This window comes from Desulfobulbus oralis (assembly GCF_002952055.1).
Taxonomy (GTDB): domain Bacteria; phylum Desulfobacterota; class Desulfobulbia; order Desulfobulbales; family Desulfobulbaceae; genus Desulfobulbus; species Desulfobulbus oralis.
In genome coordinates this window covers 425,850-442,445 of the sequence record NZ_CP021255.1, presented here as the reverse complement: position 1 = coordinate 442,445, position 16,596 = coordinate 425,850, and the positions used below count along the sequence as shown (strand labels likewise).

Below are 16,596 nucleotides of genomic sequence, written 5' to 3'. Positions count from 1 at the left end.
GCGGAACGGCTGCCGCTTGATGTCCGGCCTTGCCGCATTTTCTCCGCCAGGCCAGCATCTGCCTGGCGCTGCCCCTGTTCTGGCCCGCGCCATGGCCTCAGCGCAACTGTCCCGAGCGCATCATCAGCTTGATGCGGTTGATCTGGTTGGTCTCGCTGGTTCCCGGATCGTAATCCAGAGCGGTGATGGTCGCGTCGGGGTAGCGCCGTTTCAGCTCCCGGATCAGCCCCTTGCCCACGATATGGTTGGGCAGACAGCCAAAGGGCTGCATGCAGAGGATGTTGCGGATGCCCGACTCCAGCATGCGCACCATTTCGGCCGCCAAAAGCCAGCCCTCGCCGGACTGGTGGCCATGGGAAATCAGATCCCGGGTCTTGCTCCGCAGTTGTTTGAAACTGAGCGGCGCGCTGAAGCGGGTGCTGAGGGCAAAGGCCAGACGCAGGCCCATGCGGGTGAGTTCCAGAAAGGCGATGCTGGCCAGGGCCTCCAGCGAATCCTTCCGCTGCCCGGCCAGATGCCGGTAGTCGAAGATGTTGTCGTAAAAACAGTAGAAAATAAAATCCATGATGTCGGTGCTCACCACCTCGCCGCCTTCGGCCTCGACAATGCCGGCGGCGTTGTTGTTGGCGTCCGGGTGGTATTTCAGCAGAATCTCGCCCACCAGGCCGACCCGGGGCCGCCGCGGCGTCTCGCGCAGGGGCAGACGGTCGAACTCGCGGATCATGCGCACCATGTTCAGCTCGAAGCGCAGGAAATTGCCCGAAAGGATGTTCGCGCTCGCCCGCTTGGCCCATTTGGCTGCCAGCCGGTCCGTTGCACCCGGCTCCCGCTCGTAGGGCCGCACCCGGTAAATCATCCTGGCCAGAGCGTCGCCGTAATGACCGGCCATGATGAAGCGGCGCAGCATGGAGCCGCTCATGCGCAGACCCGGGCCCCGGGTGCCCATGGCCAGGGGGACCACCGGCACCTGCCCCAGGCCGGCATGCACCAGAGCCCGCCGCAGGAAACCCAAATAGTTGGTGGCCCGGCAGCCGCCGCCGGTCTGGGTGATGACCAGGGCCACCCGGTTCGGATCATACCTGCCGCTCTGCACTGCCTGCAGGAGCTGGCCAATGACCACGATGGCCGGAAAGCAGGCGTCGTTGTTGACGTAGCGCAGGCCCAGATCGATGGCGGCCCGGTCCACGTGGGGCAACTGCACGGCCCTGTAACCCTCGGCCGCGAAGAGCGCCTCGGTAAACTGGAAGTGCAAGGGCGACATCTGGGGAATGAGCAGGGTGTGGGTCTTGCGCATCTCCTGGGTGAAGGCCGGCAGACCCATATCCGGCAGGCTGCCGGGCGCACAGGCCGGATGCTTGTGGTGGCGCTCGCGCATGGCGGCCAACAGGGAGCGCACGCGAATGCGCGCCGGCCCCAGGTTGGTGCCCTCGTCCACCTTGATCTGGGAGTAGAGCCGGCCGTTGCGGGTCAGGATTTCCTCGAGCTGGTCCGAGGTGATGGCATCCAGTCCGCAGCCAAAGGACAGGAGTTGCAGCACCGCCAGATTGTCCACGCTGGCGGCATAGGCCCCGGCCCGGTAGAGGCGGGAGTGGTAGGCCCACTGATCCACGACCCGAAGCGGTCCGGGATCGGGCATCAGGTGGGCCACGGAATCCTCGGTCAGCACGGCCAGACCGCAGGAGGCCACCAGCTCGGCCACCCCGTGATGCACCTCGGGATCGATGTGATAGGGATGCCCGGCCAGCACCACGCCCATTTTGCCCTGCTCGTCCAACTGCCGGAGCACGGCCTCGCCAGCCGCCCGCATGTCCGCATGGAAGGCGTCCAGGGCGGCGAAGCCTGCCGCCACGGCCGCCTCCAGCTCGGCCAGGGGAATTTTTGAGAAAAAGTCGATTCCGTGCAGGCGGCGGGCCAGCATTTTGCGGTCCAGCGGCAGGAAAGGGCAGACAAAGGTCACGCCCTGTTCTTCCAACTGGCCGATATTGCGCTGCAAAAGCTCGGGGTAGCCGGCAACCACGGGGCAGTTGAAGGTGCCGGCCGCGCTGTCCGGATTCTTCTGCTCCCGGGGCAGGCAGGGGAAAAAGATGGCCTTCACCCCCCGCTCGATCAGGTCCAGCACGTGGCCGTGGGAGAGCTTGGCCGGATAACAGACCGTCTGCGAAGGAATGGTGTCGTAACCCTTGTAGTAGATGTCTCTGGACGATGGGCTGGAGAGCAGCACCTGGTAGCCCAGCCTGGTGAGCAGGGTGAACCAGAGCGGATAGTCCTCGAACATGTTCAGCGCCCGGGGAATGCCGATCGGGCCCCGGGGCGCGCCCTCCAGCGGCGTGTAGGGTTCGAAGAGCCGTTGCGCCTTGTAGGCGTAGAGGTTGGGACTCGCAACCTTGGCCACGCCCGCGCCGCGTTCGCAGCGGTTGCCTGAAACAAAACGCCGCCTGTCGGCAAAGGTGGTGACGGTGAGCAGGCAGGCATTGGTGCAGCGGTGGCAGCGCGCCACATTCGTGCGCATGGAAAAGGCGGCCAGCTCCTCCGGCCCGAGGACGGCGCTCCTGCCCCACTCCGCAGCCCGCGCCCTGGCGACCAGGGCCACGCCGAAAGCGCCCATGAGGCCGGAGATCGCGGGTCTGAGCACGGGCCGGCCCAGCTCCAGCTCCAGGGCGCGCAGGAGCGCGTCGTTGGCAAAGGCCCCGCCCTGGGCCACCACGTGTTCTCCCATTTCGGCAGTACTGGTCAGCTTGATGACCTTGAAGCAGGCGTTGCGCACCACCGCGTAGGAGAGCCCGGCGGCAATGTCGCCGAGTTCCGCGCCATCCTTCTGGGCCTGCTTGACCTTGGAATTCATGAAGACCGTGCAGCGCGTGCCCAGATCCACGGGCGCCGGTGCGGCGAGCGCCGCCTCCACGAAGTCCTGCAGCGGAATATGCAAGGATTCCGCGAAGTTTTCGATAAAGGAACCGCAGCCGGCCGAGCAGGCCTCGTTCAGGCTGATCCTGTCGATAAAGCCGCCCTTGACGTGCATGCACTTGATGTCCTGGCCGCCGATATCCAGCACGAAGGAGACTTCCGGTTCGAAGAAGCGCGCCGCCGTGAAATGGGCCACGGTCTCCACCTCGTCCACGTCCAGATGCAGGGCCGCGGTCAGGAGCGCGCTGCCATAGCCGGTGGCCGCCGCGCCGCCGATGCTGAGGCCGGCCGGCATCCTGCGGTAGATCTCCTCCAGAATGGCCAGCGCGGCCTTGAGCGGATCGCCCCGGTTGGCATCGTAGAAGGAGTAGAGCAGATGGCCCTCGTCGTCCAGGAGCACGGCCTTGATGGTGGTGGAGCCGGAATCGAAGCCCAGCCAGGCCCTGCCCGAGGCCTCGGAGAGCGGCCGCCTGACCACGGCGCTCTTTGCGTGGCGGGCGGTGAAGGCCTCCCGTTCCTCTCCTGTCACGAAGAGCGGGGCCAGCCGGCCCGTGCCGCCGCCCGGGGCGGCGTGCTTCAGCCGGGTCAGACAGTGTTCCAGGTTCAGCGGGCCGGAGGCGCCGTTTTTGGCGTAATAGGCGGCGCCCAGGGCCACGAAATACTGGCCGCTGTCCGGGAACACGGCCTCGCGCATCTCCTTCAGCGTGGCCTGGAAGCGCTCGCGCAGAAAGGATAAAAAAAACAGGGGGCCGCCGAGAAAGACGACCTTGCCCCGGATCGCCCGTCCATGCGCCAGACCGCTGATGGTCTGATTGACCACGGCCTGCATGATGGAGGCGGCAATGTCCTCGCGCGCGCAGCCCTCGTTCAGCAGCGGCAGGATGTCGGTTTTGGCGAACACGCCGCAGCGGGAGGCAATGGGGTAAATCGTGCCGTAGCGCAGGGCCAGCGCGTTCAATCCGGCCGCATCCGTACCGATGAAGGCGCCCATCTGGTCGATAAAGGCCCCGGTGCCGCCGGCGCAGGTTTCGTTCATGCGCTGTTCCAGCCCGCCGGTGAGGAAGGTGATTTTGGCGTCTTCCCCGCCCAGTTCGATGATGACATCGGCGTCGGGAATCTCCTTGCGGATGGCCAGGTTGGAGGCCAGCACCTCCTGAATGAGCGGCAGGCCAAGTTCGCCGGCCAGCGAGAGACCGCCGGAACCGGTGATGCTCATGCTGGCCGGAGCGCTGTCCACGAAATCCGCAATCTTTTCCAGAATCCCGGTGGCGCAGGGCCGCACTGCGGAATTGTGCCGGGTATATTCGCTGAACACGATCGCCTCGGCGTCGTCCAGCACCACGGCCTTGACCGTGGTGGAGCCGATATCAAGACCAACGTGAAAATGCGGTTGCGACATGGTCACTGTTGTATTTTTTTACTGATGGCGTCGTAATATTCGTAGAGCTTCTGGGTCCTGTTTTCGAGGATGTAATAGTGGTTGATATAGGGCAGCAGGAGCACCATGAAGAGGAGCAGGAGGAGGATGCTGGCAAGACTGTTGTGGATGAGGAGCAGGAAAAGGCCCATCATGGCCAGAAGGGCGAAGCAGATGGTCACCAGCAGATGAATCAGCCGCTCGTGCTGGAAGAAGCCAATCTGGACCAGCAGGTCTTCACGAACCTGCTGCCAACTGGTTTCCGTACTGTCTGCCTCGAGCAGGCCGGAGATATATTTGTCATACCTGACGATGCGGGCACGCATGGCGGCGGGACTCCTGTTTCCATTGCTTGTTAAAGGCCCCGGACAGGGAGCCTAGAGGATGGAATATATCCCACTCGGGGGCTGCCGCCCAAGCACATTTCCGATCCGGCGGGAAAAAAATTCCGGGCCTTTCCGCCTGCCGCTCCGCCCAAAAGAGGGCATGCCCGCCAACGCTTCGATGTCGATGCATACTGCCTGTGTACGGTGGTGCGGGATGCGCGGATCTTTCCGGCCCAGGGCCCGTTGACACTGTCCAGGCCGCCGGAACTCCGCTCTTTGCCCCCAGCCCTTTCAGCCCCCTTTGGGGCATTGGCAACGGGAATCCGCCGGGTGGCTGCCTTGCGTTCCTTTCCCCGCTCTGGTCAAATGAAGGCTTTCATGCTATGTTGCCCTGGCGGCTTTGTCCGGGCGCCTGGAACATGGCGCCGCCCGCTCGTCACTGTAGAAATTCTTTTGTCCAGACCGGCCGTGGCTGCGGCATGGAAGCACATAGCGCGAAGCCGCGGTATCAGTCAATTCAAGGGGAGAAAGCATCATGTACAAGAAAATTCTCGTGCCAGTCAGCATGAAGCACAGCGGCGACCGGACCCACAAGGCTCTGGCCCACGCCATGGGGATCTGCGATGGCGAGATCGTGCTTCTGCACATCACCAATCCCGTGCCCTCCCTTGTGGGGGGAGCAGCCCGCAAGGAGCTTGTCGACGAAGAGACAAGCGCGGGCCGGGCAGCGCTGGCCCCCCTGCTCGAAAAGCTGGACGAGGCCGGCATCAGGCACCACACCCGCATCGACTTCGGCGTCGTTGCGACCGTCATCGTCAAGGTGGCGCACGAGGAAAAGGTTGACCTCATCGTCATGTTCACCGATGGCCGGGACGGTCTGGAGGACATGTTGTTTGGCTCCATCACCGAGCGCGTGCTGCGCGAGACGGACATCCCCCTGCTCGTCGTCCGGAGATAGCGGCCTGACAGCACGTTAAAGGGCATGATCTGTTGCGTTCATGCCCTTTTGGGCCCGTGCCTTGGCCTTCGTGGCCCCATGGTCGCCCGGAGGCTTCCGCCGCATGCATACGGCTGTCCTGTAGGCCGGAGCGCGCATCCCTGCTCTCGCTTTGACCGCGCTCCTTGCCAATACGGCCCAGGTTGTTGAGACCCGCGCCGGTTCGCTGCGCCAGGCCCGCATTGCCGGATGGTCAGGGCCCTGTGCACGGGGCCCGGCCTGATCGAAATCGCGCGCCCCTATTGCCGGGGCTGGGCCGCATAGCGTTCCCATGATTGCAGCAGGACAGCGTGCGAGGCCTTGAATGCCTCGAAGTCGAAGACCTCCAGCACCAGCGTGCCCGCATAGCCGTTTTTCCAGAGCGGATGCATGCAGGCGTCGATGGCATCCGCCGGCATGAGCCGCAGGGAACTGTGGTCCCTTGGATGGGGCCCGAAGAGGCGCCGGAACCGCCCGTTTAGGGTTACCGCTGCGCAGGCCGGCGCTGCGGCGGCGGTCGGGCCCTTTTCCGGTTTCAGGCCGTGCAGGTGTATGACCCGCACCCGGGAAAACCAGGCCTGCAGTATGGGTGCTGGGTCCTGGCCGTCTTTCCAGAGATGCCCGACATCCAGGCAGCGCGAGTAGGGCCTGTCTTCCAGCCAGCAGTCCCAGAAGTCCGGCTGGAAGGTCTCGAGATTTTCAATGGCCAGCATTTCCGGCGCGGGCAGCGAAGCCGCAATCCCGGCCAGGGCCCGGGCGATCCACTGCCGCTGCGCCTCCGGCACCGCGTTCGGCCGCATGCCCCATGCCCTGGCTGCGTCTTGTTGCGTGACCGGAGCGACGTGCAGGACAAAGCTGTGCGGAGCGAGCGGCGCGGCGCGCTCGATGGCGATCTGCACTTTCCTGACCGCGTGGCGAGTACCTTGGGCGGTGCTGAAATCCACGTCGGTGGGCAGGTGGACGTGCAGGCTCGTGCCTTCGCCCGCGCAGATCCTGCCGATTTCCCGGATCTCCTCCGGGCCGGGCAGCAGTTCTCCGTCCTGGCCGGCCTGAAGCAGGAGCAGGGCAATGTCTTCGCAGCGCGCGGCGGCAAAGCGCAGTGCTGGAACGTATTCCTCGTGGAGCAGAAAGGAGGTGCCGCCCAGCCTGATGTGGGGAAGGGTGTATTTTTCCATGCAGCCGCCTTCAGACGCAAGCCAGCAGCGTGGCGCACTCCGTGATTTCGACGAGGCAGCCGAAGACGTCGCCCGTGACCCCGCCCAGACGCCTTTTCGCGACAAGGAGCAGGCAGCAGGCCACGAGCAGCGCGGCGAGCAGGGCCCTGAAACCCCTGGGGGTGACGAGGCACAGGGCCAGCACCACGGCCAGCGCGATCCGCTCGTGTCGCCGGCTTATGCCCGCGCTGGCTGCGGCGCCCATGCCCCCGGGCCGGGCCGAAGGCAGCCGCGCCGCCGCGAAAACCGCGCAACGGCCCAGGGTCGCGGCCAGAGCGCAGACGGCAAGCAGCGTCCAGAAGCCGTATGCGCCCTGGACAAAGCCCGAGCCCAGAAGGGCCAGGGCAGTGCTTTTGAGCGCCAGCACGAAAAACAGCGCGATGACGCCGAAGGCGCCCAGCCGCGAATCCTGCATGATTTCGAGCCGCCGTTCCCGCAACGCTTCGACAAAGAGGCCGTCGCCGCAGTCGGCTACGCCATCCAGATGCAGCCCCCCGGTGACGGCAATCCAGACCAGGCAGGCACTCAGGCCGCAGAGCGGCGTGGGCAGCAGCGTCGCGCACAGCCACAGCGTGCCGGCCATGATCAGGCCCACGATCAGGCCCACGGCGGGCATCCAGGCCACGACACCCTGAAACGATGCGGTGGCGGAGGGCGCACCCAGGGGCAGGCGGGTGAAAAAGCACAGTGCGTCGCGGAACATCAGTAATACCTCCGGATGGCCAGTTCGTGCAGCGTCGGCATTTCAGAGAGGATGCGGGTCGAGGCATCGATGATGGGAAAGAGCAGGACCGCGCCCGTGCCCTCGCCCAGACGCAGGCCGAAATCGAAATAGGAGGGGATCCCGAGAAAGTCCATGAGCACGCGGTGCCCGGGCTCGGAGGAGGCGTGCGAGCCCACGAGCATGTCGCGGACAGCGGGTCTGAGGCCGATGGCAATGGCCGCTGCCGCCCCGGCGATGAAGCCGTCCACCACCACCGGAATGCGCAGCGACGCGCCGCCCAGCATGAAGCCCGCCATGGCGCCGATTTCCGGGCCGCCCACCTTGGCCGCACGTCAAGGGCATCGCCTGGGTCCGGACGGTTCAGCTCGATGCCCTGCCTGATCAGTTCGGCCTTTTTGCGCACCCGCTCCGAGGGGATGCCTGAGCCGACACCGGTCGCCACCTCGACGCCGGCGCCGGTGAGCACCGCGGTAATGGCCGATGAGGGCGAGGTGTTGCCCACCCCCATTTCGCCTGCGGCGAGCAGGGTTTTGCCTTTTTTTGCCTCCTCGCGGGCCATGTCGATGCCCACCTGCAGACAGGCCAGCGCCTCCCCGGGGCTCATGGCCGGGCCCATGCTGAAATCGCGGGCCGCATGCACGACTTTGCGCCGGACCAGGCCTTCGGCGCCCTCCAGCTCGCCTTTTACGCCCACGTCCACCACGGTCAGGCTGGCCCCGGCGCTGCGGCAGAAGGCGTTGATGGCGCCGCCGCCCTGCAGAAAGTTGCGGACCTGGATTTCCGTGACTTCCGAACCCGAGGCGCTCACGCCCTGGAGGGTGATGTCGTGGTCCGCGGCGAAGAGCACAAGGCCCTTGCCGGCAAAGGAGGGGCGCTCCCTGTTCGTGATGCCGGCCAGCCGCACGGCCAGCTCTTCCAGCCGCCCGAGGCTGCGGGGCACCTTGGCCAGCGCGTCGAGACGTTTTTGGGCGGCCTGTGCGGCCTCTTCGGAAAAGGGCGGGATGACCAGGTTATGCATGGGGGCACGCTCCTTCGGAGTGCAACGCGGAAAAGCGGGTTTGCTTGCTCTTTGGAAAATAGCAAGTTATGTGCCAGACCCGCCGGAGCCGTCCTGCGCCTGCCTTTCGGCGCCGGGTTGTCGGCATCCTGTCAGCCTGAGGCTCCAATCAGGGAGACAGCGCCCAGCGCCAGCACCGCGAATGCGGCAAAGGTCAGGGCGGCATGCCACATCAGGCGGACGGCCAGGCGGATATGGCCGGCCGTCGCATCCGGTGTGCCCTCGCCAATCCAGGGATGCTGGGTGGTCATGCCGCCATAGATGGCGGGGCCGCCCAGCTTCAGGCCGAGGGCGCCCGCAAAGGGGGCTTCGCTCCATGCGGAATTGGGGCTTTCGTGGCCGTGCCGGTCTTGCCAGCCCACGCGCAGACTCTCCGCCGGACGCAGCTCCGGGCTGAAGCGCGCGGCCAGGGCGATACAGGGCAGCGCCAGCCGGGCCGGGATGCAATTCAGGGCGTCGTCCATGCGGGCCGCGAAGGTGCCGAAACGGATGTATTGGTCATTCTTCCTGCCCCACATGGCATCCAGCATGTTGCAGGCACGGTGCGCCAGGGCCAGGGCCGCAGCGCCCGGATAGCCCAGGAGCGCCAGGCCGATGCCGGCCCAGAACAGGGTGGACAGCACCGCGTCGGTCAGGTTTTCCGCCACGCTCTCCACGCAGGCCCGGGCCACGCCGTGCGCGTCGAGCTCTGCAGTCTGGCGGCCCACAATCCAGCCCAGGGCCTCGCGCGCGGCGCCGAGATCCTTTTGTTCCAGGTGCCCTGCAACGCGCAGGGCGCTTTCCTGCAGACAGCGCGGCGCCAGGCAGATATAGACCGCAAAAGCCGCCGCGCCCCAGCCCCCCGGCGCGCCGCCATACCTTTCCGCCAGCAGAACCAGGGCTGCCGCCGCCCCGGCCGCGGGCAGGACGACAAGCGTGCCGGCCGCCACTCCGGCCCAGAACATGCGCCCACTGTTGGGGCCGTGTCTCAGCAGGGCCTCCAGGCGGCTGGCCAGGGCGCCCATCAGGCAGACGGGGTGGATGCGGGCGGGCGCCTCGCCCAGGAGCCGGTCCAGCGCCAGCGCGGCGGGGAGCAGCAGCGTCGCGGCCAGCGTCATTTCAACCCCAGCGCGCGGTAGATGCTCTGCAGGTCGCAGTGTTCGCGGACCGTGTCCGCCAGCCGGTCCAGCGCCTTTTCCAGGCTGTAGACGCCGGCCTGGCCACTCAGGGCGGGCAGGCCCAGACTGGCGCGGACATGCTCGATCCAGGCATGGCGAAAGGCGTCATCGTCAAAAATGCCGTGCAGATACGTGGCCCAGCAGCGGCCGGTCACATAGCCGCAGATGCCTCTGTCCGCCCCGGAGGCGTCGTGTCGCCGGAAGAGCGGCAGGGCCTCCGGGCCGTTTTCCGTGACCCCGTGGTGGATCTCATAGCCGCCAGAGGCCAGGCCAAGGGGGGTCTGCGCCCGTTCCACGCGGATGAGTGTCTTTTTGGCGGCAAAGGTGCTGCGCAGATCCATGAGACCCAGGCCCGGCGCTTCGGACCGGGGCGATTCCACCGCCTCCGGGTCGAACACGGCCCTGCCCAGCATCTGCAGGCCGCCGCAGATGCCAAAGACCCAGCCGCCGCCGCGGGCATGGGCCAGCAGTTTGTCCGCCAGCCCGGATTCGCGCAGTTCCTCGAGCCCGCGCATCACGCTCTTGGAGCCGGGCAGCATGACCACGTGCGGCGCGCCCCAGTCCTGCAGGCTGCGGATGTAGCGCAGGCGCAGGTTGGGTTCCGTCTCGAAGGGCTGGAAATCCGTGAAATTGGAGATGCCGGACAGCATGAGCACAGCGATGTCCAGGGTTTCCGGCCCGGCCGCAGCGCCGTTTTCCTGCCGGGACAGGCTGGCCGTGTCTTCTTTTGGCAGCACGAGATCGCTCAGATAGGGAATGACGCCCAGAACGGGCAGTCCGGTATGCTCCAGGAGGTAGTCGTGTGCCGGGCCCAGGACCGAAGGCGTGCCCCGGAAGCGGTTGACGATATAGCCCAGGAGCTGACGGCGCTCGGCATCGGTGAAGGTCATCCAGGTGCCGAGCAGGGAGGCGTATACGCCGCCGCGCTCGATGTCGCCCACGAGCAGCACCCGTGCCCCTGCATAGCGGGCCATGCGCATGTTCACGATATCGTGTTTTTTCAGGTTGACCTCGCCGGCGCCGCCCGCGCCCTCCAGCACCATGAGGTCGCGGCCATGGGCGAGTTCGTCGTAGGCCCTGGTGACCGTGCGCCAGAGTTCGTCCGTTTTGCTGCCGTATTCCAGAATGGGCATGTGGCCGGTGGAGACCCCGCGCACGACGAGCTGCGCCATGCCGCCGCCGTGCGGCTTGATCAGGATGGGGTTCATGCGCGCGTCCGGGGTGACGCGGGCGGCCTGGGCCTGCAGCAACTGGGCGCGGCCCATCTCCTCGCCCGCCGGGCTGACCCCGGAATTGAGCGCCATGTTCTGCGCCTTGAAGGGGCAGACGCTGTAGCCGTCCTGCAGAAAAATGCGGCAGTACGCGGCGGCCAGAACGCTTTTGCCTGCATCCGAAGTCGTGCCCTGCAGCATGAGGGCGGGAACGGCTGCTCCGGCGGGCGCGGGACGCACGCTGGCCCTGCCGGAGAGAACCGCGCGCAGGGCGCTGACCAGGCGCAGGTGCTCCTCGGGGAGGCGGACGGCGGCGCGAAACCAGGTGCCGTCTTCCAGTCCGTGATAGTTGGCGCAGGCCCGCAGGGCGATGCCAAAGCGGCGGAGCAGGAGCTCGCGCAGATCCCGGGGCGCTTTTGGCAGGCGGAAGAGCAGGTAATTGGCTGCGGAAGGAAAAACCTCGGCGCCGCGCAAGGCGGCCAGACGCCTGGCGAGATCGTCGCGGCGGGCGGCGTTCTCCCGGCGGCACTGCTCCGCAAAACCGGAGCGGTCCGTCAGGGCCGCGACGGCTGCGGCAAGGGCAAAGGCGTTGAGGTTCCAGATGGGGATTTCGGCGCGCAGGGCCGCGATCAGTTCCGGGGCAGCGGCCAGATAGCCGATACGCAGACCCGGCACGGCGTAGAACTTGGTCAAGGAGCGCAGCACCAGGCTGTTTTCCGGCGCCCGGCGCACAAGGGAACAGTCTGCCTCTGGCCCGGCGTACTCGACAAAGGCTTCGTCCACAATCCAGAGCAGATCCGGGCGCCGGCGCATGCAGGCCAGATATTCGTCCGGATTGCGGAAGATGCCCGAGGGGTTGCCGGGGTTGGCGAGAAAGACCGCTGCCCCGGACGGTGCACTGGCGAGCAGCCGGGCGAGTCCCCCATCTTCGTTGGCAGGGCCTGAGCCTTTGGCCCGGGCGAGACCGCCCCAGACGTGGCAGAGTTCCAGTCCGGCGCGGCGGCAGGCCAGTGCGTACTCGCTGAAGGCCGGTTCCACGATGCAGACAGCGGGCACGCCCCGTTTTTTGAGCATGCGGGCACAGGCATGGATGAGTTCGTTGCTGCCGTTGCCGAAAAGAAAACGGGCGGCCGGAATGCCGTGATGGTGCGCGGCGGCCTCCAGGGCCTCCTCGGCGTGGGGCGAGGGATAGGCGCTCAGGGTGGCACGCGCCCTCAGCATGGCCGCAAACAGGAATTCCGGCGGGCCCTCGGGCCGGATGTTCACGCTGAAATCCAGCAATGCCCCTGGTTCCCTCCCGGAGATGGCTGCCATGCCACGTAAATCGCCGCCGTGCTCTTCTGGGTTCATAGCCGTCCTCATGCTCAGGGCTGTCCGGCGTTTGCTCGTGACGCCATTGTATGCCGGGCTCCCGGCCCGGCTGCGCTCTACCATACCCGCCGGATGCGCTCTTTGCCAGCGCCAGTCGCCGGAGCGGCGATGCTTTTGGCTGTCCGGCGGCCTGTCTCTGGATCGGGACAGAAGAGACATTGTGTTTCATTTCCGGACGCACTGTCCCGGTGCCGAAGGCCGCCTGTTCCGGGCGCTCTGCCTTTTTATCCGGAAGTTACGGGCAATTGTACTGTATCGAGGCCCTTGAAAAAACATGTCGCCAAACGATTACACTCTGGGTATCCCTGTGTGCAGCGGCTGGTTCCGGCCCCATGCGCGCCGGAACCAGGCCCGAAGGCAGCGCATTGGCGCCTCTTTTCTCCGTATTGTTGACAGTGCCGGATGATGCCCGCACCTGCGTTGCGCGCCTGCTTTGTATGGATATTGCATACAGGATTCCAGAGCTGCTCCTTAAAGCTCGATACCGCCAGGGAGGACTGAAGATGGCCTTGCAGGACAGTGTTGTGGTGGCAGGGCTGCCGCTGAGCTTTGACCTGCCCGCTCTCGGCAGGAGCCTGCGTATCGACAGCAGGCCGGCCTTTATGAAGCGCCTGGAAAAGCTGGCCGGGGAAGTCAGGTCCCTGGCCAGGCCGCAGGGCGTGGCCAGGCTGTTTCCGCTGGCTGTGGTGGACGGTGAGCATACGAAGATCGGCGATGTGATTTTTACCAGTGCGCTTATGGTCAGAAACATGGGGCAGTTGGCCCGGGCCTTCCCGTATCTGGCCACGGAAGGGCCGGAGCTGGCCGCCTGGAGCGAGGCGCTCGGCTCGGTCTTCGATCGGATGCTGGCCAGCGCGTTGCGGGAAAAGACCGTCCTGCAGTACAGGGACGCCCTGGAGGCCAGGGTGCTGGAGCAGTACGGCATCAGGCAGCTTTCCGCTATGAGCCCGGGCTCGCTGGCGCTCTGGCCCATCGAGCAGCAGGCGGAACTCTTCGAACTCATGGCCCCGGTTCCGGATGAACTGCAGCTGACGCTGAGTTCCGCCTTCCTGATGAAGCCCGAGTACAGCGTCTCCGGCATCTTTTTCGAGACGGAGCAGAAGTACTACAACTGCCGGCTCTGCCCGCAGGCAAACTGCCGCAACCGCAAGGCGGCCTGTCAGGCGGGCTGAGAGCGTGGAGGACGGGCGCGTGGCACAGATCGTAAGCGTTGCAGGCGTGCCCCTTGGCCTTGATATGCCTGCACTTGTCAAGGAGCTGAAGCTCGAGGGCAAAACAGCCCTGATCAGGCGTTTGGAGAGGCTGGCGGCAGCGGCAGTCGACGTGGCCCGCCCGAAGGCGGCGGCCCGACTCTCCGCGCTCAAGGCCCTGGATGCGGACCGCATGCGCATGGACCACGTCATTTTGACCAGTCCGCTCATGGTGCAGCATATGGCTGGCCTGGGCCGCGTCTTTCCCTATCTGGTGACGGAGGGCAGGGAACTCCACGAATGGGCCCTGGGGCTGGAATCCCGGTTCGATGTGGTGGTTTCCGCCTTCCTGCGGGAAATTGCGCCCGCCCAGTACCTGAAGCTTCTGGAGGAGAAACTGCTGCAGGAATACGGCATGCGGCAGCTCTCGCTCATGAGCCCGGGCTCGCTGGCCGCCTGGCCCATCGAGCAGCAGGGCGAGCTGTTCCGGCTCCTGGCCCCGGTGCCCGAGAGGCTCGGCGTGGCACTCCTGCCCAGCTTCATGATGAAGCCGGAGTACAGCGAGTCGGGCGTTTTCTTTGAGACAGAGAAAAAGTTTTACAACTGCCGCCTCTGTCCGCAGCCGGCCTGTCGGGGCCGCCAGGCCGCCTATCGGGGCGGCTGAGGACAGGGCTGGCTTCAGGTCCGGAACTTGTTCGTGCCGGAAGGGTTCCACCCCGTCCCGCCGCAGAGCCTGGCGCGCAGCATCCGGAAGATTTCCGGCGCGAGCCGGCGCAGGTCCTCGATGACGCAGCACTCCTCCTCATCGAGGTAGCGGGTGATGTGTTCGTCCAGAATGCCCAGACCCAGAAATTCCAGGCCCGCTTGCTTTGCCCGCACGATGGCATCGTGAAACTCCTCGGTGTCGTTGGCATCGCCGTCGGTGATCATCATGATGATCTTGCGCGACGACCGGGACCCGGTGAACTGCTGCATGGCGTACTGCACCGCGTTGCCGCACAGGGTGCCGCCATTGCTAACGATTCTGATGCGCGGCGACACCCGGTCGTGCCTGCGGAGGATCTCCACGATATTGTTGTCGAAAAAGCCGATGACCTGCAGGAGCAGGTTCAGGGCGCTCCACCGCTGCCCGGGGGGCCTGTGCCGCAGGGCGCTTTTTTGAAATGAGGCTTGCCAGACAGCGGTCAGCCAGTTAAACATAAAGGCACAAGGCGCCTTGCAGAGGGGCTGAAAAGGGAAGACGGTGTAAAACCGTCGCGGAACCGCCGCTGTAACCGGGGAATACACCCGCACGATTGCATCAGTCACTGTTCCGGCTGAAATGGGCAGACGCGGGCAGGATATCGATCCGGAAGCCAGAAGACCTGCCTTGTCATAGGATCTTTTCCGGCCTGCAGGGATGGGCTGGAACAGCCTGGCGAAAAAAACGGAGAGCGGGCTCTTTCAGGGAGAGAGACCGCTTTTTTTGTTTGCTCTTCGAGAGTTGGAAGCGCCCGCCGAGCCTTTGCCGTGCGCCGTTTATACCAGGTGCCTGGAGCCTTCATGGCGGCTGCAACCTTGACACAGGAGGCGTCATGCAAGACTCGCCCATTATCTGTGACGTGGATGTCATCACCTTTATAGAGAGCGCCAAATCCAATCCCTTTTTTCATGTCCTGCCCATTGGTTTGGCCCTGTTCTCCATCAACGGCCGTTTTATCTACTGCAACAAGGCCTATCTCGATATGTTCGATCTGCCGGAGGATGTGGCGGGCCGCCATGTCTCCGACTATTTTCTGACCGGTTACCGGGGCGTGATGGAGTGCCTGCGCGCCCAGGAAATGGTGATTTGCCCCAGCGTGACGAACACCAGCAGGTTGGGCGTGTCCCTGCGTTACCCTTTGGTCAGCCGTACAGGCGATCTGCGGGGGGTGCTCGTGCTCAGCCTTTCGCCCCGGATGGGCCGGGACGCGGTTTTGGCCCTGATGGATGCGGCCCAGACGCTGAATACCTGGTCCGGTCAATGCAAGTTGGGCGTTAACGGGCTGTGCACCTTTGAATGCATGGTGGGCGGTTCCGCGGCCATGAAAAACCTGCGCCGCCTCGGGCGGCGCTTCGCCCTCAGCCAGGAGCCGATTCTGATTGCCGGCGAGTCCGGCACGGGCAAGGAACTCGTGGCCCAGTCCCTGCACATGGCCAGTCCCCGGGCCGACAGGCCCTTCATCTCCGTGAACTGCGCGGCCATTCCACATGAACTCATGGAATCCGAGCTGTTCGGTTACGACAAGGGCGCCTTCACCGGGGCCAGGGCCGAGGGCATGAAGGGCAAATTTGAGCTGGCCGATACGGGCACCATTTTCCTGGACGAAATCGGCGAGCAGCCCTTGCCGGTGCAGGCCAAGCTGCTGCGGGTGCTGGAAAGCGGCGAAATCCAGAAGATCGCCCACAGGGGCGCGCTGCGTTCGGATTTCCGGCTGCTCTGCGCGACCAACCGGGATTTGCGGGCCATGGTGATGCAGCACCTGTTCCGTGAGGATCTCTACCATCGTCTGAGTGTTTTTGAGCTGGTCGTGCCGCCCCTGCGCGAGCGTATTCACGATCTGCCCATGCTGGTGCACCACTGCATTTCCCAGTGCGTGGGCAAGGAGCGGGCGCGCGGCATCTATCTTGACGACGAGGTGCTGCGGGCCTTCCAGCAGAATTTCTGGCGCGGCAACGTGCGCGAACTCAAGAATGTCCTGACCTACGGGGTCTACGCGCTGGAAGAGGGGGAAAACATCCTGACCATGCGGCATCTGCCTGTACGTTTTGTGCGCGAGATCCAGGGAAGCGGCGCGGCCGGGGAAGCGGTGCAAGGCGGCGCCGGAGGCGTGTCGGGCATGCTTGCCGAGGCCGGGGCGCATGCGGAACGGAAGATTTTGCAGGATACCCTGGAGACTTTTCAATACAACAAGGTCAAGACCGCCAAGGCCCTGGGCATCTCCCGCAGCAAGCTCTACCGCAAACTGCGGGAGCGCGGCCTGTTTTCTGGTCACGAAAAAGAGCCCCGGGAAAACGCGCAGTGACGGCG

12 protein-coding genes, 1 pseudogene and 1 riboswitch are annotated in these 16,596 nt (G+C 65.3%); of the genes and pseudogenes, 4 read left to right on the top strand and 9 right to left on the bottom strand.

From position 1 onward, the window contains the following. Positions 1–97: 97 nt before the first annotated feature. Positions 98–4,303 carry an acyl-CoA dehydratase activase-related protein gene (locus CAY53_RS01795; RefSeq protein ID WP_104935690.1) on the bottom strand — a complete coding sequence of 1,402 codons (4,206 nt, stop codon included), beginning with the start codon at positions 4,301–4,303 and terminating at the stop codon, positions 98–100. A gap of 2 nt (positions 4,304–4,305) precedes the next feature. Next, complete coding sequence (locus tag CAY53_RS01790) at positions 4,306–4,647, bottom strand: hypothetical protein (RefSeq protein WP_104935689.1); 342 nt, start codon at positions 4,645–4,647, stop codon at positions 4,306–4,308. 535 nt (positions 4,648–5,182) lie between these two features. Between CAY53_RS01790 and CAY53_RS01785 the strand changes: the two genes are divergently transcribed. Continuing rightward, positions 5,183–5,605, top strand: a complete 423-nt coding sequence (locus tag CAY53_RS01785; protein ID WP_104935688.1) for a universal stress protein — start codon at positions 5,183–5,185, stop codon at positions 5,603–5,605. A 278-nt stretch (positions 5,606–5,883) separates the two neighbouring features. Here CAY53_RS01785 and cbiR read toward each other — a convergent pair whose 3' ends face one another. The 6 genes and pseudogenes from cbiR to CAY53_RS01760 all read right to left on the bottom strand — a co-directional run bounded on the left by cbiR (position 5,884) and on the right by CAY53_RS01760 (position 12,336). Beyond that, the gene (gene cbiR / locus CAY53_RS01780) at positions 5,884–6,798 is read right to left on the bottom strand and encodes a cobamide remodeling phosphodiesterase CbiR (protein ID WP_104935687.1); all 915 of its coding nucleotides are present in this window, start codon (positions 6,796–6,798) and stop codon (positions 5,884–5,886) included. Between the two features lie 10 nt (positions 6,799–6,808). Beyond that, positions 6,809–7,540: an adenosylcobinamide-GDP ribazoletransferase gene (gene cobS / locus CAY53_RS01775; RefSeq protein ID WP_219842704.1), complete on the bottom strand. Its 732-nt coding sequence runs from the start codon at positions 7,538–7,540 to the stop codon at positions 6,809–6,811. Continuing rightward, the gene (locus CAY53_RS13675; RefSeq protein WP_219842703.1) at positions 7,540–7,881 is read right to left on the bottom strand and encodes a nicotinate-nucleotide--dimethylbenzimidazole phosphoribosyltransferase; all 342 of its coding nucleotides are present in this window, start codon (positions 7,879–7,881) and stop codon (positions 7,540–7,542) included. The genes cobS and CAY53_RS13675 overlap by 1 nt, the downstream gene beginning before the upstream one ends. Positions 7,882–7,949: 68 nt before the next feature. Further along, positions 7,950–8,579: pseudogene (locus CAY53_RS13845) on the bottom strand (nicotinate-nucleotide--dimethylbenzimidazole phosphoribosyltransferase); the annotation flags it as partial. 131 nt (positions 8,580–8,710) lie between these two features. Beyond that, on the bottom strand, positions 8,711–9,715 hold the full coding sequence (cbiB, locus tag CAY53_RS01765; protein ID WP_104935685.1) for an adenosylcobinamide-phosphate synthase CbiB: 1,005 nt from the start codon (positions 9,713–9,715) through the stop codon (positions 8,711–8,713). Continuing rightward, the gene (locus CAY53_RS01760; protein ID WP_104935684.1) at positions 9,712–12,336 is read right to left on the bottom strand and encodes a cobyric acid synthase; all 2,625 of its coding nucleotides are present in this window, start codon (positions 12,334–12,336) and stop codon (positions 9,712–9,714) included. Before CAY53_RS01760 ends, cbiB begins: the two co-directional genes overlap by 4 nt. A gap of 524 nt (positions 12,337–12,860) precedes the next feature. Here CAY53_RS01760 and CAY53_RS01755 point away from each other — a divergent pair. Together CAY53_RS01755 and CAY53_RS01750 are read left to right on the top strand one after the other, a co-directional pair. Next, positions 12,861–13,529 carry a vitamin B12 dependent-methionine synthase activation domain-containing protein gene (locus CAY53_RS01755; protein WP_104935683.1) on the top strand — a complete coding sequence of 223 codons (669 nt, stop codon included), beginning with the start codon at positions 12,861–12,863 and terminating at the stop codon, positions 13,527–13,529. Positions 13,530–13,548: 19 nt separating this feature from the next. Next, on the top strand, positions 13,549–14,211 hold the full coding sequence (locus CAY53_RS01750) for a hypothetical protein (RefSeq protein ID WP_219842702.1): 663 nt from the start codon (positions 13,549–13,551) through the stop codon (positions 14,209–14,211). A gap of 14 nt (positions 14,212–14,225) precedes the next feature. Here CAY53_RS01750 and CAY53_RS01745 read toward each other — a convergent pair whose 3' ends face one another. Then, positions 14,226–14,747, bottom strand: coding sequence for a VWA domain-containing protein (locus CAY53_RS01745; protein WP_104935682.1), 522 nt, complete (start codon positions 14,745–14,747; stop codon positions 14,226–14,228). Next, positions 14,740–14,933: riboswitch (cobalamin riboswitch) on the top strand. It overlaps the preceding gene by 8 nt. 188 nt (positions 14,934–15,121) lie before the next feature. Here CAY53_RS01745 and CAY53_RS01740 point away from each other — a divergent pair. Next, entirely contained in the window at positions 15,122–16,591 is a 1,470-nt protein-coding gene (locus CAY53_RS01740; RefSeq protein WP_104935681.1) for a sigma-54 interaction domain-containing protein, read from the top strand. Positions 16,592–16,596 lie beyond the last annotated feature (5 nt).